At 66.6% G+C, this 20348-nt stretch carries 20 protein-coding genes and 3 pseudogenes; 14 read left to right on the forward strand and 9 right to left on the reverse strand.

Features of this window, described 5'->3' with window-relative positions:
- The first annotated feature begins 213 nt into the window (after positions 1-213).
- From GNX96_RS09455 to GNX96_RS50390, 3 genes are all read left to right on the forward strand, one after another.
- Positions 214-726: a hypothetical protein gene (locus GNX96_RS09455; RefSeq protein WP_279579871.1), complete on the forward strand. Its 513-nt coding sequence runs from the start codon at positions 214-216 to the stop codon at positions 724-726.
- Positions 723-1142 (forward strand): hypothetical protein, encoded by a 420-nt coding sequence (locus GNX96_RS50385; protein ID WP_279579872.1) that lies wholly within the window; start codon positions 723-725, stop codon positions 1140-1142. Before GNX96_RS09455 ends, GNX96_RS50385 begins: the two co-directional genes overlap by 4 nt.
- 107 nt (positions 1143-1249) lie before the next feature.
- Positions 1250-2959, forward strand: coding sequence for a sigma-70 family RNA polymerase sigma factor (locus GNX96_RS50390; RefSeq protein WP_279579873.1), 1710 nt, complete (start codon positions 1250-1252; stop codon positions 2957-2959).
- A gap of 48 nt (positions 2960-3007) precedes the next feature.
- Here GNX96_RS50390 and sthA read toward each other — a convergent pair.
- Positions 3008-4410: pseudogene (gene sthA, locus GNX96_RS09465) on the reverse strand (Si-specific NAD(P)(+) transhydrogenase); the annotation flags it as partial.
- Between the two features lie 342 nt (positions 4411-4752).
- Between sthA and GNX96_RS09470 the strand changes: the two are divergent.
- Both GNX96_RS09470 and GNX96_RS09475 read left to right on the forward strand, forming a co-directional pair.
- Entirely contained in the window at positions 4753-5889 is a 1137-nt protein-coding gene (locus tag GNX96_RS09470) for a protease pro-enzyme activation domain-containing protein (RefSeq protein ID WP_163567786.1), read from the forward strand.
- On the forward strand, positions 5808-6686 hold the full coding sequence (locus GNX96_RS09475; protein WP_163567787.1) for a S53 family peptidase: 879 nt from the start codon (positions 5808-5810) through the stop codon (positions 6684-6686). The genes GNX96_RS09470 and GNX96_RS09475 overlap by 82 nt, the downstream gene beginning before the upstream one ends.
- A 151-nt stretch (positions 6687-6837) precedes the next feature.
- On the opposite strand, the pseudogene GNX96_RS09480 reads toward GNX96_RS09475, so the two are convergent.
- From GNX96_RS09480 to GNX96_RS09490, 3 genes and pseudogenes are all read right to left on the reverse strand, one after another.
- Positions 6838-8375: pseudogene (locus GNX96_RS09480) on the reverse strand (AMP-binding protein).
- Between the two features lie 69 nt (positions 8376-8444).
- Positions 8445-9563, reverse strand: coding sequence for a DUF5938 domain-containing protein (locus GNX96_RS09485; RefSeq protein ID WP_163567788.1), 1119 nt, complete (start codon positions 9561-9563; stop codon positions 8445-8447).
- 36 nt (positions 9564-9599) lie between these two features.
- Positions 9600-10404, reverse strand: a pseudogene (locus GNX96_RS09490) (SDR family NAD(P)-dependent oxidoreductase).
- 259 nt (positions 10405-10663) lie between these two features.
- Between GNX96_RS09490 and GNX96_RS09495 the strand changes: the two are divergent.
- Both GNX96_RS09495 and GNX96_RS09500 read left to right on the forward strand, forming a co-directional pair.
- Complete coding sequence (locus GNX96_RS09495) at positions 10664-11251, forward strand: TetR/AcrR family transcriptional regulator (RefSeq protein WP_163567789.1); 588 nt, start codon at positions 10664-10666, stop codon at positions 11249-11251.
- A 162-nt stretch (positions 11252-11413) separates the two neighbouring features.
- Complete coding sequence (locus tag GNX96_RS09500; protein ID WP_163567790.1) at positions 11414-11824, forward strand: SgcJ/EcaC family oxidoreductase; 411 nt, start codon at positions 11414-11416, stop codon at positions 11822-11824.
- 23 nt (positions 11825-11847) lie between these two features.
- On the opposite strand, the gene GNX96_RS50395 is transcribed toward GNX96_RS09500, so the two are convergent.
- The 5 genes from GNX96_RS50395 to GNX96_RS09515 all read right to left on the reverse strand — a co-directional run bounded on the left by GNX96_RS50395 (position 11848) and on the right by GNX96_RS09515 (position 14752).
- Positions 11848-12126, reverse strand: a complete 279-nt coding sequence (locus GNX96_RS50395; protein WP_279579874.1) for an SDR family oxidoreductase — start codon at positions 12124-12126, stop codon at positions 11848-11850.
- Positions 12014-12640 carry an SDR family NAD(P)-dependent oxidoreductase gene (locus tag GNX96_RS09505; protein WP_279579875.1) on the reverse strand — a complete coding sequence of 209 codons (627 nt, stop codon included), beginning with the start codon at positions 12638-12640 and terminating at the stop codon, positions 12014-12016. The genes GNX96_RS50395 and GNX96_RS09505 overlap by 113 nt, the downstream gene beginning before the upstream one ends.
- A complete protein-coding gene (locus tag GNX96_RS09510) occupies positions 12637-13533 on the reverse strand; it encodes an enolase C-terminal domain-like protein (RefSeq protein ID WP_279579876.1) in 897 nt (298 codons plus the stop codon). Before GNX96_RS09510 ends, GNX96_RS09505 begins: the two co-directional genes overlap by 4 nt.
- Complete coding sequence (locus tag GNX96_RS50400) at positions 13457-13939, reverse strand: enolase-like domain-containing protein (protein ID WP_279579877.1); 483 nt, start codon at positions 13937-13939, stop codon at positions 13457-13459. Before GNX96_RS50400 ends, GNX96_RS09510 begins: the two co-directional genes overlap by 77 nt.
- A gap of 117 nt (positions 13940-14056) precedes the next feature.
- Positions 14057-14752: a GntR family transcriptional regulator gene (locus tag GNX96_RS09515; protein WP_163567791.1), complete on the reverse strand. Its 696-nt coding sequence runs from the start codon at positions 14750-14752 to the stop codon at positions 14057-14059.
- Positions 14753-14839: 87 nt separating this feature from the next.
- On the opposite strand from GNX96_RS09515, the gene GNX96_RS09520 reads away from it, so the two are divergent.
- The 7 genes from GNX96_RS09520 to GNX96_RS50410 all read left to right on the forward strand — a co-directional run bounded on the left by GNX96_RS09520 (position 14840) and on the right by GNX96_RS50410 (position 20288).
- Positions 14840-15652, forward strand: a complete 813-nt coding sequence (locus GNX96_RS09520) for an aldo/keto reductase (protein WP_279579878.1) — start codon at positions 14840-14842, stop codon at positions 15650-15652.
- Between the two features lie 255 nt (positions 15653-15907).
- Positions 15908-16699, forward strand: coding sequence for a sugar ABC transporter substrate-binding protein (locus GNX96_RS09525; RefSeq protein ID WP_279579879.1), 792 nt, complete (start codon positions 15908-15910; stop codon positions 16697-16699).
- A complete protein-coding gene (locus tag GNX96_RS50405; RefSeq protein ID WP_279579880.1) occupies positions 16669-16962 on the forward strand; it encodes a hypothetical protein in 294 nt (97 codons plus the stop codon). Before GNX96_RS09525 ends, GNX96_RS50405 begins: the two co-directional genes overlap by 31 nt.
- Positions 16947-18458, forward strand: coding sequence for a sugar ABC transporter ATP-binding protein (locus GNX96_RS09530; protein WP_163567792.1), 1512 nt, complete (start codon positions 16947-16949; stop codon positions 18456-18458). Before GNX96_RS50405 ends, GNX96_RS09530 begins: the two co-directional genes overlap by 16 nt.
- Positions 18445-19437, forward strand: coding sequence for an ABC transporter permease (locus GNX96_RS09535; protein ID WP_279579881.1), 993 nt, complete (start codon positions 18445-18447; stop codon positions 19435-19437). The genes GNX96_RS09530 and GNX96_RS09535 overlap by 14 nt, the downstream gene beginning before the upstream one ends.
- A gap of 1 nt (position 19438) precedes the next feature.
- On the forward strand, positions 19439-20203 hold the full coding sequence (locus tag GNX96_RS09540) for an amidohydrolase family protein (RefSeq protein WP_279579882.1): 765 nt from the start codon (positions 19439-19441) through the stop codon (positions 20201-20203).
- Complete coding sequence (locus GNX96_RS50410; protein ID WP_279579883.1) at positions 20187-20288, forward strand: hypothetical protein; 102 nt, start codon at positions 20187-20189, stop codon at positions 20286-20288. Before GNX96_RS09540 ends, GNX96_RS50410 begins: the two co-directional genes overlap by 17 nt.
- Positions 20289-20348 lie beyond the last annotated feature (60 nt).

The following is a 20348-nucleotide window of genomic DNA, read 5'->3' on the forward strand; positions in this document are numbered from 1 at the left end:
TTGCTTTCCGAACAGGTGCGGGGACTGCCCAACGGTGGTCCCCGCACCTGTGCAACCGATCGACGGGCCGACCCCGTCCACTGAATGTGACGGTCGCAGTTCGCGGCCAGCTGGTACTGGGAAGAGTTCGCAGATGAGATCCACCGCATCCCGGCGAATCGCTTGGCGGTCACCGGAGTATCCCTGGGAGTGGGTGCGGTCTTCGCCGCCCCGGTGGCCGCTCAGGCGGCGCCGTACGACATCTCGCCGCAGCGGGTGGGCGGTGCGTACGCCAGCGACGGCCTGCATGTCTTCGCCCGGAATCCGAACGGATACCTCGACCAGAAGATCATCTCGCCGAACGGCCACCAGAGCGGCTGGGTGCAGATGGGTACGACGGTGGCCAGCTCGCCGGCGGCCACCGTGGATGAGAACGGTCGGATCTACGTGGCGGCCAGGGCCAGCAACGGAAACGTTCTCTACCGCTGGCGCGAAGCGGCCGGGACCTGGACGGGCTGGCACAACATCGGCGGCAACACGTACGGCGCGCCGGCCCTGCAGGCGATCCCTGCCGAAGCCGGCCCACCCGCGTACGTGGCCGTGGCCGCCCAGACCGCCGCCGGTACGGCGCAGCTGCGACTGTTCCAGCCAGGCTCGCTGTCACCACGGCGGTACGGGATCGCTCGACGTGGACGGAGTTCGACAAGCAGGTGCTGCAGTCGGCGCCCATGCTCGGAGTGCAGGTGAACTGCCAGGCCCCGGACGGCTTTCCCACCGTCGCCTTCGTCAACGGGCGGTCCGCCACCGGCACCGGCATCCACCGCGCGGTCTGCGACCAGCCCGGACCGAAGTGGCAGCCAACCGTCGGGCGAACGGCGTCCAGCATCGCCCAGGACTTCCAGAACGGCTTTTGGTATCGCGGCACCGACGGCGCGCTATGGAACAACACGACCAGGGTGGGCGTACCAGCCACCGGCCTCCGGGTCGCTTGTACGCCGACCGTCTCCGGAGCCCGCGTACGACCGTGGGTCGTCAGCTCGCTGGATCCGGACTCGGTGCTGGTACGCGACAACCTCGGCCACGCCTGGCTCTACACCCCGCCGGGCGGCTTCGGAAACGTCACCGGAGGCGTCTGGACGAGCCTGGGCGGATCGGCGGTCTAGCTCCGGCATGTCGGTCATCTCTCGCAAGCACGGCAACTAACCCGGTGTGCTTTGAGCTCCCATGCACTACAACGGGCAGAGTGCGGGGAGCAGAGCGGGAGGCATACGTGGAGTACGTCTCCCGCTGTTCCCCTCGGCTACGCCGGATCGCCACCCTGTTGGCCGGCGATCCGGCCCGCGGCGACGACCTCGTGCAGGAGACCCTGACAAAGCTCTTTGTGCAGTGGAAACGCGCCAGTGGGGCGGACAATATCGATCGGTACGTGCAGCGGATGCTCTACCGGGTGTTCATCGACGACCGCCGCCGCAAGTGGGCGAGCGTACGACTGTTCGACACGATGCCGGAGTCGGCCTATACCGCCAGCGATCCGGCCGACGCGATGGCGGTCCGTACGGCCCTCCGGCAAGTCCCCAAAGGGCAACGGGCGGTGCTCGTTCTGAGGTTCTTTGGGGACCTCTCGGTCAACGAGACCGCCGAGGTGTTGGGCTGCTCGGTGGGCAATGTGAAAAGCCAGACCGCGCGGGCTGGAGGCACTCAAGGGTGCGCTCAACCCACCGGAGGCACCGCTCGCGTCCTCGTCTGGAGCAAGCCGATGAGCGACGACGACCTGCAGACCACTGAGGCCCGGCGGTTGCTGGGGCTGGCCGCGGAAACATCAGTTCCGTCGGCGATCGACATCGGCCAGGCGGTGGTCGACGGGACCCGACAAGTACGCCGTCGCCGGCTGGCCGTGAACCTCGCCGCCGTGGTCGGGGTAGCGGTGGTCGGCATCGGTACGGCGGCCACCGTGCTGACCGGCCATTCCGCGCCCACCCCGGCCCCGATCGCGGCCAGACCGGACCCGTCCGCGGCGGCCACTGGGCCGGCAGCGTTGCCAGGGCCGGCCGGACCGGCCCGGGCGGCCGCGGTCCTCGGGGACATCTCGCCGCAGCGGGTCGCCGGCGCACCGACCCCGGACGGCGTGCTGATCGCCACCCGCGGGTCAGACGGACGGGTGAACGTACGTCCCGCGGGCTCCGGCCAGTGGATCGCGCTGGACGGCGTGGTGAGCACCTCGCCGGCCGCCGCCACTGTGGACGGCCGGGTCTACATCGCCGCCCGCGGCGACGCCGGAGACGTCCTCCTGCGCTGGCAGGACGGCGACACCTGGACGCGGTGGGTCTCCCTCGGCGGCACCACCACTTCGGCGCCGTCGATCGTCGGAACCGGCGGCCACCAGCTCTTTGTCACCGCCCGTACGAGCGGCCTGCAGGTCTCGTACGCGCGAGTCGACCTGGACACCCCCAGCCACAAACCCAGCTGGAGAACAATCGCCGGACTCGATGCGTACTCGGCACCGCTGGCCGGCCCAGTCTCGACTGTTGGCTGCGTGAACGCCGTTCCGGTGAGCGCTCGCGGCTTTCAGGACGGCCGGCTGTACGTGACCGCCGTCTGCCCGGACGGCTCGTCCGCTGGCTGGCACCAGCCGTTCGGCGACCAGATCGCCTCCGGCGCCGCGATCGGCACCCCGCTCACAGCGGCGGCGCGCAGAAACCGGCCGCGGTGGTGTGGTTCCGCGGCGTCGAAGGCGGCCTCTGGGTGTGGCCAGGAGCCGGAAAGCCGGCCTCGGTCGGCGTGCCGCCCCGGCTCGCGGTGCAGCGCATCGCCTGTACGCCGACCGTCGTCACCCAAACGCCCGGCCGCATGGTCGTGCTGGTACGTACGACCACCGGCTCGGTTTGGGCTTACACCGCCCAGCAAAACGCTCCAACGACCGGCCAGTGGACCACGCTTGGCGGTTATGCTTCCTAGGAGGTCGTTTTTTCTTCGCCGCTGATGTGGCGGGGCGTACGGCCTTTTCCCCGATCCTCGGGCTCACTGGGACAGCCGAAATCCTTTGAACCGCACGCATCTTGTTGAGCACGTCCAATGCTGCCACCTTGTACGACTCGGCCAACGTCGGGTAGTTGAAGACCGCGTCCACCAGATAGTCGACCGTGCCACCGCACCCCATCACGGCCTGTCCAATGTGGACGACTCGGTGGCGTTGGTGCCGAAGACGTGCACGCCGAGCAGCTTGCGGTCGTCGTTGGAGACCAGGATCTTCAACATTCCGTACGAGTCACCGATAATCGCGCCACGCGCGAGCTCCCGGTAGCGGGCCACCCCGACCTCGAACGGAATCGACGACTCGGTCAGCTCATCCTCGGTCTTGCCGACGAAACTGATCTCCGGGATCGAGTAGATGCCGATCGGATAAAGGTCCGAAAGGTGGTCCACCGGCTCGCCGAAACCGTGGTGCGCGGCTACCCGGCCCTGCTCCATGCTGGTGGCCGCGAGAGCCGGGAAACCAATCACGTCACCGACCGCGTAAATGTGGCCGACCTCGGTCTGGAAGTTCTCGTTGACGGTGATCCGGCCGCGCTTGTCAGCGGCCAACCCGGCCGCTTCCAGGTTGAGCTCGTCGGTGACGCCCTGCCGGCCGGCCGAATACATCACGGTGTCGGCGAGCAGTTTCTTGCCGCTTTCCAAATGCGTGAGCGTCATGTCCTCATGGCGTTCCACCGCGGCCACCGTCTCGCGGAACCGGAAGGTCACCGCCAGATCGCGCAAGTGGTATTTGAGCGCCTCGACGACCTCCAGGTCGCAGAAGTCGAGCATTCGCTCGCGGGACTCGACCACGGTGACCTTCGAGCCCAGAGCGGCGAACATCGAGGCGTACTCGATGCCGATCACCCCGGCGCCGACCACCACCAGCGAGCGCGGAATGCGGTCGATCCGCAGGATCTGGTCGGCGTCCACCACCGTACGACCATCGAAGTCCACAGTGGACGGTCGAGCCGGTTTGGTGCCGACCGCGATGACAATTCGCTCCGCCGACACCTTGCGTTCGTCCGACCCGTCGTCCTGCCGGATGGCCACCGTGTGGTCGTCCAGGAAACGCGCCGACCCGGGCAGCAGCGCCACCCGGTTGCGCGAGAGCTGGCTGCGGATCACGTCGATCTCACGGCTGATCACGTGCTGCGTACGGGCCGCCAGGTCGCCGAACGTGATGTCGTCCTTGACCCGGTAGCTCTGGCCGTACAGTTCCCGCTGGTTGAGGCCGGTGAGATAGAGAACCGCCTCACGCAGTGTCTTGGACGGGATGGTCCCGGTGTTGATGCAAACCCCGCCGACCATGTGCCGGCGGTCCACGATGGCCACCCGGCCACCCAGCTTCGCGCCGGCGATCGCGGCCTTCTGGCCACTCGGCCCAGAACCAAGCACCAGCAGGTCGAAGTCATACATTCCGCAGGCCCCCTCGTCGTCAACGCCCAGAGTCTATGGCTGCCGTGCCTCCCGCGGGTGGGCAGCGAGAGAGCCTGCGTGAACGGGCGGAAAGAACTGCGGAAACGCGAGAAAGGGGCCCAACAAAGCTTTACCTCGTGGACCTTTCTTGTCATTATTTGCCGGTACAAGTCGGACACCCCGGCAACCCGAAAGGACAAGTATTTGCATTGTGCTTGCAAGCGGCGGCGGCACGGGAGAAAGTCTGTCCGACCCTTTGTCACAAAATCACATCCGTCGCGGTCACCAGCCGTCGCGGCGATCTGAGTCCGATGCGGGCCCGACGGAAGGAATCACATCCGGATGCGTCAACAACACCTGATCGCCACCGCGGCGGTGGGTGCCGCGGTGGCGCTGTGCGTGCCATTCGGCGCCACGGCGGCCTCGGCGGCTCCCAGCGGGCGAGCTGCCATCAGCGACTCGCAGCCCGACTGGGTGCAGCACTCCGCACCCACCGGCACTGTCGACCAGAACCAGCAGTTGAGCGTGAAGCTCTACCTGGCCGGTCAGAACCAGGCCGGCCTCGCCGCCGCGGCCCGCGCGGTCAGCGACCCGGCCAGCCCGCAATATCGCCATTACCTGTCGCCTGAGCAATACCGGGCGCAGTACGCCCCGAGCGACAACAGCCTCGCCGCGGTCAGGCAGTTCCTCGCCGCGAACAACCTGCACGCCGGCGCGGTGCCGGACAACCGCCTCTACATCAGCGCGACCGGCTCAGTCGCGGACGTGCAGAAGGCCTTCGGTACGTCCGTACGCCAGTACCAGAAGGACGGCCAGACCATCCGGGCCGCCGCCACCCAGACCACCGTCCCGGCGAGCCTGTCCGGCGTGGTGACCGCGGTGTCCGGCATCGCCAGCGTCGGCAACACCATGAAGAACGACCACACGGTCGAGGGAGGTACGACGACGCAGCCCCAGCGGGCCGCGACCCGGTCGGCCAAGGCCAGCCCGGACGCACCGCCGCCGCCCGCCTTCGTGCCGGCGCCGCCCTGCTCGGACTACTTCGCGCAGAAACCCGGCACCGGCCTGCCGACCGCCTACGGCCAAGTGCCGCCGTACGTGACGTGCGGCTACACCCCCGCGCAACTGCAGGGCGCGTACGGGCTGACCCGGTCCGTCCAGCACGGCTTCGACGGCCGCGGTGTGACGGTCGCGATCGTCGACGCGTACGCGGCGCCGACCATCCTCGCCGACGCCAACAAATACGCCACCGACCACGGTCAGCCGGCGTTCCACGGGAACCAGTTCAAGCAGACGCTGCCGCCCTCGTTCTCGTACGGTTACGACGACAAGGTGAACGGCGACCAGTGCGGTGAGCAGGGTTGGTACGGCGAGGAAAAACCCTCGACGTGGAGGCCGTGCACGCGGTCGCGCCGGGCGCCAACGTCAACTTCGTGGCCAGCGCGAGCTGCAACGACAGTGACTTCCTGGACGCGCTGAACAAGATCGTCGACAAGAAGCTCGCCAACATCGTCTCCAACTCGTGGAGCAGCATCGGCGAGAACGAGGACCCCGATCTCCTGCAGGCGTACCAGCAGGTCTTCTTCCAGGGTGCCCTGCAGGGCGTTGGTTTCTACTTCTCCACCGGTGACGACGGCGACGACTCGACGGTCTCCGACGACCACCAGCCGGAGATCAACTTCCCGGCGTCCGACCCGCTGGTGACGGCGGTCGGTGGCACTTCGCTGGCGGTCACCAAGTCCAACGGCTACGGCGGCGAGACCGGCTGGTCGACCTTCTCCACCACGCTGACCAACGGTCAGTGGGCGACCCCGTTGGCTGGCACGATCTCCGGCGCGGCCGGCGGCGGCACCAGCAAGGTGTTCACCCAGCCGTGGTACCAGCAGGGTGTGGTGCCGGGTTCGATCTCGAAGAAATACAGCAGCACCCCGGCCCGTACCATTCCGGACATCGCCGCGGTGGCGGACGCCAACACCGGTTTCCGGGTCGGCGAGACGCAGACCTTCCTGGACGGTTCGGTGAAGTACGCCGAATACCGGATCGGTGGCACCAGCCTCTCGGCTCCGCTGACCGCCGGCATCATGGCGCTTGCCGACCAGGTTTCCGGGCGCCCGCACGGTTTCGTGAACCCGGCGCTCTACAAGCTGGCCGGCACTGGCGCGCTGCACGACGTGCGCGGCAACCTGTCCATCCCGGCGGTCGCCCGGGTGAACTACAACAACAGCGTCGACGCGAGCGCGGGCACACCTCGACCGTCCTGCGTACGTTCAACGTGAAGACGAGCATCTGGGTCCGGTCCGGTTATGACGACGTGACCGGCGTGGGCACCCCGAACGGCGAGGCATTCCTGGCCACCCTCGGGTTCCAGCACTAATCCTGGCAACGAAAAATGGGCCCCTCCACCCGGAGGGGCCCATTTTTGCTTTCCTAGAACGCTTTCAGCTGTGCCTTGACTTCTGCCTTCAGCACCTTGCCCACTTTCGAGCGGGGCAGGTCTGCCCAGATCTCCACTTGTTTGGGGGCTTTCACGCTGCCGATCCGGGCCTTCACGAAGGCGCGTACGTCCTCGGTGGACACACTCTGCCAAGGGTGCAACTGGATCACCGCGGTCACCCGCTCGCCCCATTTTTCGTCCGGCAGGCCGACAACCGCGCAGTCTCGTACGGCCGGGTGCTCCATCAGCGTCTGCTCCACCTCGGCCGAGTAGACGTTGAAGCCACCGGTGATGATCATGTCCTTGGCCGGTCGACAATGAAAAGGTAGTTGTCCTCGGTGAGATAGCCGATATCCCCCCGGTGTGATGCCAGCCGTGCCGGCCGACTTCCTCGGTGGCTTCCGGATTCTTGTAGTAGCCGGCCATCACCAGTGAACTCCGTACCACGATCTCGCCGCGCTGGCCGGCCGCCAACTGCTTTCCGTCGTCGTTCACGATCGCCACCTGTACGAGCGGGCTCGGCCGGCCGGCGGACGCGAACCGCTCGGTCGCCGGCGTGCCGTCCGGATGGAAATGGTCGGCCGGCGCCATCGTGGAAATCATCATCGGCGCCTCGGTCTGACCGAACAGCTGCCCCATCACCGGACCGACACGCACCAGCGCCTCGGCCAGCCGGGCCGCCGACATGGGCGCCGCGCCGTACCAAAGACATCGCAACGAACTGAGGTCCGCGTACGGCAGATCAGGTTGCCCGAGAAGCATGTAGATCAGTGTCGGCGGCAGGAAAGTGTGCGTGACCGAGTGACTTTTTTCACCAGTTCCAGGAAAACTTTCAGGTCCGGAGCTCGCATGATGATGATTTGGCCGCCGGAAGCCAGAATCGGGAAGCACAGCACTCCGGCCGCGTGCGTCAGCGGGGCCAGCGCGAGATAGACCGGACGGTCCCCTATCGGGTAGCTCATGAGCGTCAACGCGGTCATCGTTTCGATGTTCCGCCCGGTCAGCATCACACCCTTCGGCTTGCCGGTGGTGCCGCCGGTACCCACGATCATCGCGGTGTCGTCGACCGCCTCCCGTTGCCATGGCCCGGCCGGCAGCCCGGCCACCCACTGGTCGAAGTGGATCGCCGTCGGCAGGTCCTGGTCGAGACAGACCAGTGTCTTCACTTGGGGCAGTAGCGGGAAAATCCGTTCGACCAGTGGCGCGAAGGACGCCTGGAAGATCAGGCAGCTGCAGTCGAAGAAATCCAGCAGTTCGCGGTTCTCGTCGGCCTCGTTGCGCGGATTGATCGGGCACCACACCGCGCCGGCCCGAGAAATCCCGAAAACACACGAAAAAACGCGAGCGGATCGTTGGCCGACAGGATGGCCACCTTCTCGCCCGGTCGCACCCCGGACCGGTCCAGCGCCCGCGCGATTCCCCACGACAGGTCCTGCACTTGCGCGTACGACAGCGTCTGGCTATCGGTTGTCAGGCAAGGTAGATCCGGGCCGAGCGAGGCCCCTTTGTCCAGGTAGTCGGTCAAACGCACGGCGCCGCCCTCGGTTTTGGCTACCAGCCGGCAGCAGGCTCCCCATGCCGGGAACCCGCCGCCGGTCCGCTAGTTGACAGTGAGTTCGGGCTCCAGAACCAACCCGAAATTCTTCAGCACTCCGAGCAACTCCCGGTGCCCAAATGCCTGGCAGGCCGAGGCCAGGCCGGTCCGCCGAGGCGCCTGCTGCAGCAGCGAATATGCCGCGTACGCCTGCAAAAGACCGGTCTGCTTGTAGTTGCTGTTCCCGTGGATCACGCAATGTGCGCGACCGAGCGGGCCGGACGCGTACACCGAGTCCAGCGAGGTGTTGACCCGCGGGTTCTCCCGTGGCGGCATGCCCGCCTGGACGGAAGCGGCGACCTCGGCCAGGGCCGCGTCCTGCTGGTCGGCGGGCAGGGTTTTGATCTGTTCCTCCACCAGATTCACCGTCGCGACGACCCCCTCCATCACCGCACGGTCGAAAACCCCCCCGCCGACGACCTTGCAGGACGCCACTCGCGGGTCGTTCTTGAACCACACCGGATGACTCGTGCCGCCCCACGGCACCGCCAGCGCGGTCGCGTGCTGGCCGGGCACGTTCACCTCGAACTTGGACCGCGGATCCCATTTCCGCAGCTGGTTGTTCTCCAGGTAGAACCAGTCCGCCTTGAGGATCGTGAAGATCGTCTGGGTCGACGCGTACGTCGGAAAACCCTTCCACAGCACCAGAATGTCGAGGGTGTCCAGGCCTGGCGTCTCCAGGCAGATGTTCGCCGCGATCTCGCCGGTGGTGTACATCTGGGCGATGCCAGGGGAAAGCAGCAGGCCTTTCGCGGCGAACTGAGCACCGAACTGCTCCTGGGCGGCGAGCACCCAGTCCTGTTCGCCGGTGGTGTCGAGGTAATGCGTACCAGCGTTCAGGCAGGCCTGCGCGACTTCCGGGCCATGCTTGATGAACGGGCCGACCATGTTGCTGACGACCTTGGCGCCGCTGAAAAGTTCGGTCAGCGCGTCCACGTCGTGCTCGACCTCGACCACCTCGTGCTCGACATCCTCGATGCCCGGAACCTTGTCCAGCACCTCCTGGACGCGCTTCGCGTCCCGACCGGCGGCCACGAACGGGACATGCAACTCGCGCAGGTATTCGCAGACCAGCCGGCCGGTGTAGCCGGAGGCGCCGTAAACGACAACTGGTTTGTCAGTCATGGGAGTGCCTTTCTCGTACGTTCAAGGAAAAGTCGGTCACATGCCCATGCCGCCGTCGACCGGCAGCCCCGCGCCGGTGATGAACCGGCCGCGTCCGAGGCAAGGAAGACCACCGCGTCGGCCATGTCCGCCGGCTCGCCGAGCCGACCCTGCGGAGTCAGGTCGATCACCGCGCCGACCGCCGCCTCGACGGTCGGATAGAGCCCGAGCGTCACCATGTCCTGAGCGAGCTGCATGCCCATCACGGTCGGCACCAGACCCGGATAAACACAGTTGACCCGTACGCCATAGCCGAGCTTGCCGGACTCCTGCGCGGCCACCCGGGTGAGCCGGTCGACCGCCGACTTGGTGGCGGAATAGCCGGCTATTCCTGGGAAAGCGATGGTCGCGGCGACCGACGCGATGTTCACCACCGCGCCGCCGTTGCCGGCCGCGCCGCCCGGTTTCATGGTCCGGAAAGCGTGCTTGATACCCAACGCGGTGCCGACAACGTTGACGTCCAACATCTTTCGTACGTCCGCGGAGTCGATGTCGATCAACAGCCCGGAAATCTCCACTCCGGCGTTGTTGATGACAATGTCCAGCCCACCGAGCTCGCCGATGGTCGCGGTGATCGCCGACTCCCAACTCGCGTCGTCGGTCACGTCCAACGGCACGAAAGCCGCCGTCGCACCGGAATCCCGCAGTTTGCCAGCGGTTTCCTTGCCGGTGTCCTCCTGGATGTCGGCCACCGCCCCCCGCGCCGCGCCGCCGCCGCCAACGCCTCCGCCATGCTCGCCCCGAGGCCTCGTCCGCCACCGGTCACCAACGCCTTGCGTCCGGTCAGGTCGTACACGCTCATCCGACTCCGCCTCCCAGAGATGGTTCGGGCCCCCGTCCGGGGCCGTTCCGGACCCGATCGGCGCCCGGTGACTCGGGTCACACGCTAGGCAACATCTTGACACTCGTCAAGACTTTCTTGGACGACTGTCAAGACTCCGCCCGTACGGGTAGGGTGCCGGGTTAGACTTGACGCGATGGACGTGGGCTGACCGGGAGATTCGTGATGACGCAGGTGGCGAAGGCAAGCAGGGCGAAGACCCCGCGCCGGCCGGCCGCCGGTGGACAAGTTCACCGAGCGCCGCGGCCAGCTCGCCGCGTCCGCGCTCAAGACCCTGTCCGAGCTCGGCTATGCCCGTACGAGCCTGCGCGAGATCGCGCAGAACTCCGAGTTCTCGCACGGGGTGCTGCACTACTACTTCACGGACAAGGTCGACCTGATCACCTTTTGCGTCCGTGAATACAAAATCGAGTGCGCTACCCGCTACGACGACCTCGTCGCCGCCGCCACCTCAGCCAGCGAGCTGCGCACCGGTTTCGCCGCCGCGATGGCCGAAACGCTGTGCGAAGAACCGCACATGCACCGGCTTTGGTACGACCTGCGCAACCAGAGCCTTTTCGAGGAGAGTTTTCGCAAGGACGCGCTGGAAATCGACCAGGTTCTGCAGGACATGATCTGGCGAATCGTCAGCCGCTATGCCGAACTCGCCAGCACGCCTTTGACGGTCACGCCCCGCACCGCATATGCCATGTTCGACGGCGTCTTCCAACTGGCCCTGCTCCACCAGCTCGCCGGCCACGAAGATGCCGCCGGCAATCTCCAGGATGACGTCGTACGCGTCCTGGACAGCCTGTTCCTCGTCTCCTAGTTTCTCCCGCCACCTTTCGGTGCATCTCCAGGCCCGACGTTATGGCAGCTTGCCATATAGCGGATCGCAGCATACGATCAGGGCGCGATCCGTTCTGCGGAGAACCGCAAGATGACGGGCACCGCTTGCCCTGGTAATTCCACCTCTAGAAGGAGAAATTCAATGTCCGCCGAGACCGACACCAGCCAGATCCAGGACCTGCTGCGCCAGCTGACCGCGGCATGGAACAAGGGGGACGCCACCGCGTACGCCGCCCTGTTCGCCGAAAACGCCGACTACATCAGCTGGCTGGGCACTCGCGACAGCGGGCGCGCGGCCATTGAGGCCAGCCATAGTTTTCTCTTTAACGGCCCACTCAAAGGCGTCAAGATGCCCAGCGACGGCGCCGACGCTTCGCTCGCTCTCGATATCCGTTATCTGACACCAGATGTCGCCTTGGTAATTGCCGACGGCGGCAAGCCGGACCACGCACCCGTGACCTCAGTGGTGACCCTCACGGCCGTACGTGCAAACACCGGCTGGCGATTTGCTTTCTTTCAGAACACCCGGAAAACCGCAGTGCCCGCCACATAACCCTCACGTCGAGTAACCGCGCGTCAGCCCTTCGGGCGCAACCGCAGGCCGAACATTCCGCCGTCGACGTTGAGAAGAGTTCCGGTGGTCGACCCGGAAAGGGGCGACGCCAAGTAGCAAATAGCGTGCGCGACTTCCTCGGCCGAGACCAACCGTCCCATCGGCTGCCGGGCTGCCAAAGCGGCCCGCTCAGCTGCCGGATCGGCCGCCGAGTCCAACAACCGGCCCACCCAGGGAGTGTCCGCGGTTCCAGGCGCGACGGCGTTCACTCGTACGCCGTCGGCCACCGCGTCGGCCGCCATCGCCAACGTCAGTGCGCGCCAACGCACCTTTGGAAGCGCTGTAAAGCGCGCGTTGCGGAATCCCAGCCACCGCGGCAATAGACGATGTCACCACGACAGCCGCTCGATCGGAATCCCGCAGGGCCGGCAAAGCGGCTCGGACCGTACGCGCCACGCCGAGCACGTTCACGTCGAAAACCCGATGCCATTCGTCATCGGAGTTGTCCTCGACGGTGCCCTGGGCACCGATGCCAGCATTGGCCACCACCACGTCCAGGCGTCCGAACCGCTGCACCGCCAATGCGACCGCGGCGCGTACGGCAGCGTCGTCCCGTACGTCACATTTGAGGCCCAGCAACGGTTCGGGCACCTCGTCGGAGAGGTCCAGGCAAGCCACCTGAGCGCCGCGACTGGCCAACAGCACGGCGGTGGCCAGCCCGATGCCGGACGCTCCGCCAGTGACTATCGCGGCCGTGCCGGCGAAATCGGCGCCGGTCAGTGCGCCGGCCATCATGCTGTCGAATTCGTCGCTCACTGCGCCCTCCACTCTGGACCATCCGGAAAACTGAACCGGGCCACCGAATCCGGATGCATTTGCGCCCCGATCCCCGGACTGTCCGGCGCCACATAGCGGCCACCGCTGACCCGGGCCGGCACCTGGAAATGCTCGTGCAGGTGGTCCGCCCACTCCAGCGGCCGGCTGTCATGAGTGCCGGACACCGCCACATAGTCAAACATGGCCAGATGTTGGACCAGCTCGGACAGCCCCACTCCGCCGGCATGGGGACACACTGGGACGCCGAACTTGGCTGCCAGCAACAAGATCGCCAGGTTCTCGTTCACGCCACCGACCCGGCAGGCGTCGATCTGTACGACATCGAGCGCCTCGGCCTGCAGGAGCTGCTTGAAAACCACCCGGTTCTGGACGTGCTCACCGGTAGCCACCGGGATCGGCGCCACCCCGCGGCGGATCGCCGCGTGGCCGAGAATGTCGTCCGGCGAGGTGGGTTCCTCGATCCAGGCCGGCCGGAAGTCGCGCAGCTCGTTCATCCAGGTGATCGCCTCGGCCACATCCCAGCGCTGGTTGGCGTCGGTGGCTACCCCGATGTCCGGCCCGACCACCTCACGGGCGAGCGCCATCCGGCGCTTGTCGTCGTCCAGGTTGTCGCCAACTTTCAGTTTGATCTGACCGAAACCGGCGTCCACCGCGGCCCGAGCGAGGCGGGCCAGCTTCTCGTCCGAATAGCCCAGCCAGCCCGGGGTCGTCGTGTACGCCGGGTGACCTTCGGTTCGCAGCAACGCCTCCCGCTCCGCCCGACCAGAGCTTTTCCCCCGTAGCAGCTCAACTGCCTCATCCGGGGTCAACGCGTCGGTCAGATAGCGGAAATCGACCAGCTCGACCAGCTCTTGGGGGCTGAGATCGGCCAAATACTTCCATAGCGGTTTGCCGGCTCGCCGGCAAGCGAGGTCCCAGACGGCGTTGACCAGGCACCCGATCGCCATGTGCATGACGCCCTTTTCCGGGCCCAGCCAGCGAAGTTGCGAGTCGAGTCGTAAACCAGAGCGCGGGAAAAAATCCGCCCAGGTCGTCGCACAGCTCGTCCACGTCCCGGCCGACGATGTACGGCGACAGCGACTCGACTGCCGCGGCCACCACGTCGTTACCGCGGCCGATGGTGAAGACCAGGCTGTACGCGACCGGGTCGGCCTCGGTGTGCAGCGTCAAATACGCGGCGGAGTAGTCCGGGTCCGGGTTCATCGCGTCCGACCCGTCCAACTCCCGGGAAGTGGGGAACCGCACGTCCGAAACGGTGAGGGCGCTGATACGCGGCATAGGAGAACCCCTTGGTGTCCAGGCAGGAACATCTTGCGAACGACCCTAGCAAACTCGCCAGATTTCCTATAGGAAATTCCCTGATGGCCTAGCGCACACTCGGGAGGAGGCCACGTGTCAGTCGGTGCTGGTGGCGACAACCAGCCTGCGCAACGCCTTTTCCAGGTGTCGGCGCATGGCCTTCTCGGCCGCTTCCGGCCGGCCGCCGACAATCGCCTTCACCACTGCACGGTGCTCGGCCACCGCCTGCGACCCGATGCCGCTGGAGTAGTAGAGCCGGAAGGTGTGCAGGTGACAGTGGGTACGCTCCAGCGCCAGCCGAAGCGGTTCGTTGCCCGACAGTTGGGCAACCAGGTCGTGGAAACGAGAGTCATGCATGGTCAGCGACTTGAAAGTGTCGTATTCGCCGCTTTCCGGCACGTCCGCGCCGCTGTCCATCTCGGCTTCCAACGCGGCGACGCCGGCGTCGTTCACCCGCTCGGCCGCATGCGCGGCGGCCCACGGCTCGATCAGCAGCCGGAAGTCGTACAAGGCGGTCAGCTCCTGGGTGGTCAGCAACGGAGTGGCCCGATAGCCACGCAGCGGCTGCTTCACCACCAGGCCGTCCGACTCCAGCCGGGCCAGCGCCTCCCGCAGCGGCGTCGGCGACACCTGCAGGTCGCGAGCCAGCCCGTCGATGGACATCCGCGCGCCAGGCTCGACGATATGGTCCATGATCAACGCTTTCACTTTCACGGATTCATAGACGTCGTCGGAAAGCACGTTTCGCTGCGGGAGCCGTACGCTCGCGCGGTCCGCCGGTACGGATGTCATGTCAGCCGGCCCCCTTCTCGGTCGCTGGCACCAGCCGGAGCCGGTGCCGAGACTTATAGCCTATTCGATGTAGGAAATGAGATCAGCATGACGCATCTCGCCGAACAGCGCCGCGTTCTGGGCCACAGCACAGTATCTGTCACCAGGCTGGGGCTGGGCTGTGCGGCGCTCGGCGGACTTTTCCAGCATGTCGCCGAGTCCGGCGCGCAGGCCACCATCGCCACCGCGTTGTCCTCGGGCATCGGCTATCTCGACACCACGCCGCCGCAGTACGGGTACGGGCACGGGGTGTCGGAGCGACGGTTGGGCCGTGCGCTCGCTGGCCGGGACCGTGACTCGTACGTGCTGTCCACCAAGGTCGGCCGGCTCGTGCACCCGCGGCCAGGCGGACCGACCGGCATCTTCGCCGACGGCGAACCGGCCGACCTGGTCTTCGACTTCAGCGCCGCCGGAATTTCCCGATCTTTGGAGGCCAGCCTGGACAGACTCGGGCTGGACCGCGTCGACATCGCGTATATCCACGACCCGGACGACCACGAAGAGGCCGCCCTGGACACCGCGTACGGGCGCCTGCACGAACTCCGGGAGCAGGGCGTGGTCGGTGCGATCGGGGTCGGCATGAATCAGTCGCGGATCCCGACCAGGTTCGTCCGGGAAACCGACATCGACGCGGTCCTGCTGGCCGGCCGCTGGACGCTGCTGGACCAGAGCGGCGCCGCGGACCTGCTGCCGGCGTGCGTCGAGCGAGGCGTCAGCGTGGTCATCGGCGGTGTTTTCAACTCCGGCGTACTGGCTGATCCGCAGGCACAGGCGCGGTACGACTACGGCGTTGCGCCGCGGCCAGTGGTGGACAGGGCGCTGCGGATGCAGGAGGTCTGCGAGCGGCACGGGGTGCCCTGAAGGCGGCCGCGCTGGCCTTCGCCGCCTCCCATCCGGCGGTCGCGACCGTCCTGCTGGGCGCTCGCAGTGCCGACGAGGTCGCCGACGGTGTCGACATGTTCGAACGGGACGTGCCGGCCGCGCTGTGGGACGAGCTGGTCCATGCTGGATTGCTCGACAGCGCGTACAAACCCGGAGCGCTCACTTGACAGGCACGCCCGCGACCCAGAAGATGAAACACCCTATAGGATCTTCGGTCAGCTGGCGAGGTTTCGTATGCACCGATCACGCTTTACCGCCCTTCTCGCCGTCGCGGCGGTGGCCTGCGCCGGCCTGTTGACCGGCTGCGGCAGCGGCTCCGGCAGCATCGCGGGCGCGAAGGTGGGGATCGATTTTCCGCGCTCGGACTCGGACTTCTGGAACTCCTACAACAGTTTCGTGCCGCAGAAGGCAGCCGGCCTCGGCGTCTCACTGCTGCCGCCGACCAACTCCGGGAACGACATCGGCAAGCTGGTCGCGAACGTCCAGTCGCTGGTGACCCGGGGCGCCAAGGCGATCGTGATGGCGCCACAGGACACCGGTGCCATCAAGTCCACTTTGGACAGTCTGGACACCAAGAAGATCCCGGTGGTGTCGGTGGACACCCGGCCAGACGCTGGCAAGGTTTTCATGGTCGTACGGGCCGACAACAAGGCGTACGGCCAGAAAGCCTGCACGTACCTTGGCGAAACCCTGCACGGCGCCGGAAACGTGGTGGAATTCCAGGGCGACCTCGCGTCCATCAACGGCCGCGACCGGTCCGAAGCCTTCGCCACCTGCATGAAGCAGAACTACCCGAAGATCGTGGTGCACGAGGTGCCCACCCAGTGGCTGGCGGACAAGGCCTCGGCGGGCCTGCAGACCGTGCTGAGCCAGACCAACAACAACATCCAGGGCATCTACATGCAGGCCGGTGGCGTGTTCCTGGCGCCCACGATCGCGCTGCTCAAACAGAAAGGTCTGCTGAAGAAGGCGCACTCCCGGCATATATCCAGATCGTGTCGAATGACGGCATCAAGCAGGAGCTGAGCGGCATCGCCAGCGGGGACATCGACGCGACAGTGTCGCAGCCAGCTGACACGTACGCGTATTACGGCCTCTATTACGCGAAGGCGGCACTGGCCGGCAGGACCTTCAAGCCCGGTCCGACCGATCACGGCAGCACGATCATCCAGCTGCCGAACGGTTTGGAGGACCAGTTGCCAGCACCACTGGTCACCCTGACTCCGCAGAAAATTGGCTCGTACCAGACGATCGCCTCGACGGACAAGAGCCTGTGGGCGAACCAGTAACCCCGATCGCGCAGGCGCGCGGAGTCACCAAACGCTTCGGTACGACGGTCGCTCTGGACGACGTGTCGCTGTCGATCGTGCCCGGCGAGACCCACGCGCTGGTCGGCCGCAACGGCGCCGGCAAGTCCACTTTGGTGTCGCTGCTGACCGGCCTGACCGGCGCGGACTCCGGAACCGTGCTTTTCAACGGAGAAGCCGCGCCGGCGATCTCGGATCGAGATGGCTGGCGGCAGCGAGTGGCCTGTGTTTACCAACACTCGACCATCATCAAAACGCTCAGCGTGGCCGAAAACCTGTTTCTCAACCGGCAAAGCGAGCGCGGCCCGATTTCCTGGCCAGGACTGCGCAGACGGGCCGCTGAGCTGCTTGAGTCGTACGAGGTGGACGTGAACCCCGAGCAGCTGGCGGGGGACCTGACCGTCGAGCAGCGGCAGATGGTGGAGGTCGCCCGGGCGCTCAGCCACGGCGCCCGGTTTGTCGTCATGGACGAGCCGACCGCGCAGCTGGACGCCGGCGGGATCGCCCGACTGTTCCGCAAAGTGCGGGCGCTGCAGGAGCGCGGCGTGACCTTCTGCTACATCTCGCATCACCTGGAGGAGATTTACCAGCTCTGCCAACGGGTCACCGTGCTTCGCGACGCCCGGCACATCATCACCGCGCCGGTCGACGAGCTGGACACCGACGCGCTGGTCGCCGCCATGACCGGCCCGGAGGCGGCCGCCAGCCACCTGCTGGGCGAGACTTCCAGCCGTACCCGCAAATCCGGCCCGCCAGCGCTGGCCGTACGCGAGCTGACACTGGCCGGCTCGTACGAATCGGTGTCGTTTTCGGTCGCCCCAGGGGAAATCGTGGGAGTCGCCGGCTCGGCCAGCAGCGGCGCGGTGGCGCTCGCGGAGACCCTGGCCGGCATGCGATCGCCCACGTCCGGTGTCGTGGAGGCCGCCGGCCAGCGCGTACGAGCGGGCAGCGTGCCGGACGCGCTGAAGGCCGGCATCGGCTTCGTACCGCAGGATCGCCGCGCCACCGGTTTCGTACCGGAGCTGTCGATGGCCGAAAACGCCACCATGACCGTGCCCCGGCGGCTCGGCCGGGCCGGTTTCCTTTCCCCGCGCCGAAAAGCGGCGCTGGCGAACGAAGCCGTACGAACGCTGGACATCAAGACGCCGTCGATCACTACCCCGCTCTACGGCCTTTCCGGCGGCAACCAACAAAAAGTCGTGATGGCCCGAGCACTGGCCAGTGAACCCTGCGCCCTGGTCCTCATCGGCCCCACCGCCGGGGTGGATATTCGCGCCAAGGAAACACTTCTGGCCGCCATTGACGCCGCGGCCGCGGCCGGCGCGGGCGCTTTGATCGTCTCCGACGAGCTGGACGACCTGCGCGGCTGCGACCGAGTGCTGGTGATGTTCGCCGGCCGGCTGACCGCGGAACAGAGCAAGGGCTGGCAGGACGCCGACCTCGTGGCCGGAATGGAAGGTACGCGTGACGACCGTTAGTAATGAGGTGCCGATAGCCCGTCGCGCCAACGCGATCATCTGGGTCAACCGGTTACGCGAGATGGCGATGATCCCAGTCATCGTCGTGCTGATGATCGTCGGCTTCATCATCGCGCCGGACACGTTCCTCAGTGTCGAGAACCTGATGAACGTCCTTCAGCAACAGAGCGAGCTTTCGCTGCTCTCCCTGGCCGAGGCGTGCATCCTCATCACCGGCCGTTTCGACCTCTCGCTGGAATCCACCATTGGTCTGGCACCCGCACTCGGCCTGCTCGTACCGATGTATTTTGGCTTGCCGACGGTCTGGGCGGTCCCAATCTGCCTGGGCGTCGGCATTCTGATCGGCGTCTTCAACGGAACCCTGGTGGTCCGTTTCGGGCTGAACGCGTTCATTGTCACGCTCGGCATGCTGATCGTGCTGCGCGGTCTGCAGACCGGTACAAGCGCCGGCAAGAGCCTTTTCCAGGAACCGGCGTCTTTTTCTTACCTGGGCTCGGCGAGCTGGTTCGGCATTCCAGTCTCCATCCTGGTCTGCATCGCGGCGTACGCGATTGGCATCGTCACACTGCGGTATTTCCGTGCCGGACGGGCGCTGTACGCGATCGGCGGCAACGTCGACGCGGCCCGCGCAGCGGGCATTCGTACCGGCCGCACAGTATGGGGCGTCTATGCGATAGGTGGTTTCTGGCCCGCCCTCGCTGGCGTGATGATGGCCGGCCGGCTCGGGTCGGTGGCCGCCAGCCAGGGCAACGGGATGATCTTCACGGTGTTCGCCGCGGCGGTGATCGGTGGCATCAGCCTCAACGGTGGGCGGGGCACCCTGTTCGGCGCCCTGTGTGGGGTCATCGTCCTCGGACTGATCCAGAACATCCTGCTGCTGGCCGGCGTCGATCCGCTGTGGAATCCGGCCATCAACGGCGCGATCATCCTGGTCGCCCTGATCCTGACCCGCCTCACCAGTGGGAAGTCGCAGAACTGAGATGGTGGTCGACGCGCATCATCATCTGTGGGATCTGGACGTACGGGATCAGGAGTGGATCACCGGCGCGGCGATGGCACCGATCCGGCGGAGTTTCGGGATTCAGGACCTGAAGCCGCTGGCCGCGAAGGCCGGCGTCGATGCGACGGTGGTCGTCCAGACCGTGTCGGTGGCGGAAGAGACACCTGAGCTGTTGGCGATCGCCGCCGAGGAGGCGCTGCTGCTAGCGGCAGTGGTGGGATGGGTGGACCTCACCGCGGACGGTGTGGCCGAGCGGCTGGCGGAGCTGCGGGAGCTGCCTGGCGGGGAGTTCCTCAAGGGGATCCGGCATCAGGTGCAGGGCGAGCCCGACCCCCGGTGGCTCTGCCGTGAGGACGTACGCCGGGGCCTGCGCGCGGTGGGCGCGGCGGGGCTCGCGTACGAGCTGCTGACGTTGCCTTCGCAGCTGGCGGCCGCCACCGAGACGGTGACGGCGCTGGAGGACGTGCGGTTCGTCCTGGATCACTGTTCGAAGCCACCGGTAGCGACTGGCGAGATCGAGCCGTGGGCTTCGCTCATCCGCGATCTGGCCCGCCGGCCCAACATCACCTCCAAGCTCTCCGGGCTGGTCACCGAGGCCGACTGGGCCCGCTGGACGCTCGACGACCTGCGCCCGTACGCGGACGTGGTGCTGGCCGCCTTCGGGCCGGACCGGCTGATGGGCCGGCTCGGACTGGCCGGTGTGCACGCTGGCCGGCTCGTACGAACGCGTGCTGGCCACCGCTGACGACCTGATCAAAGACCTCTCGCCAACCGAACAACACACGGTCCGGGCCGGCACCGCGCAGCGTGTGTACGGGCTCACCGGGTGACCGGGTTTCGCAAGCTGGGAGACCGGTTGCGGCCCGCATTCCGGCCATAACGGGAGGCCT

Origin of the sequence: Fodinicola feengrottensis (genome assembly GCF_010993775.1) — a bacterium.
GTDB lineage: Bacteria > Actinomycetota > Actinomycetes > Mycobacteriales > HKI-0501 > Fodinicola > Fodinicola feengrottensis.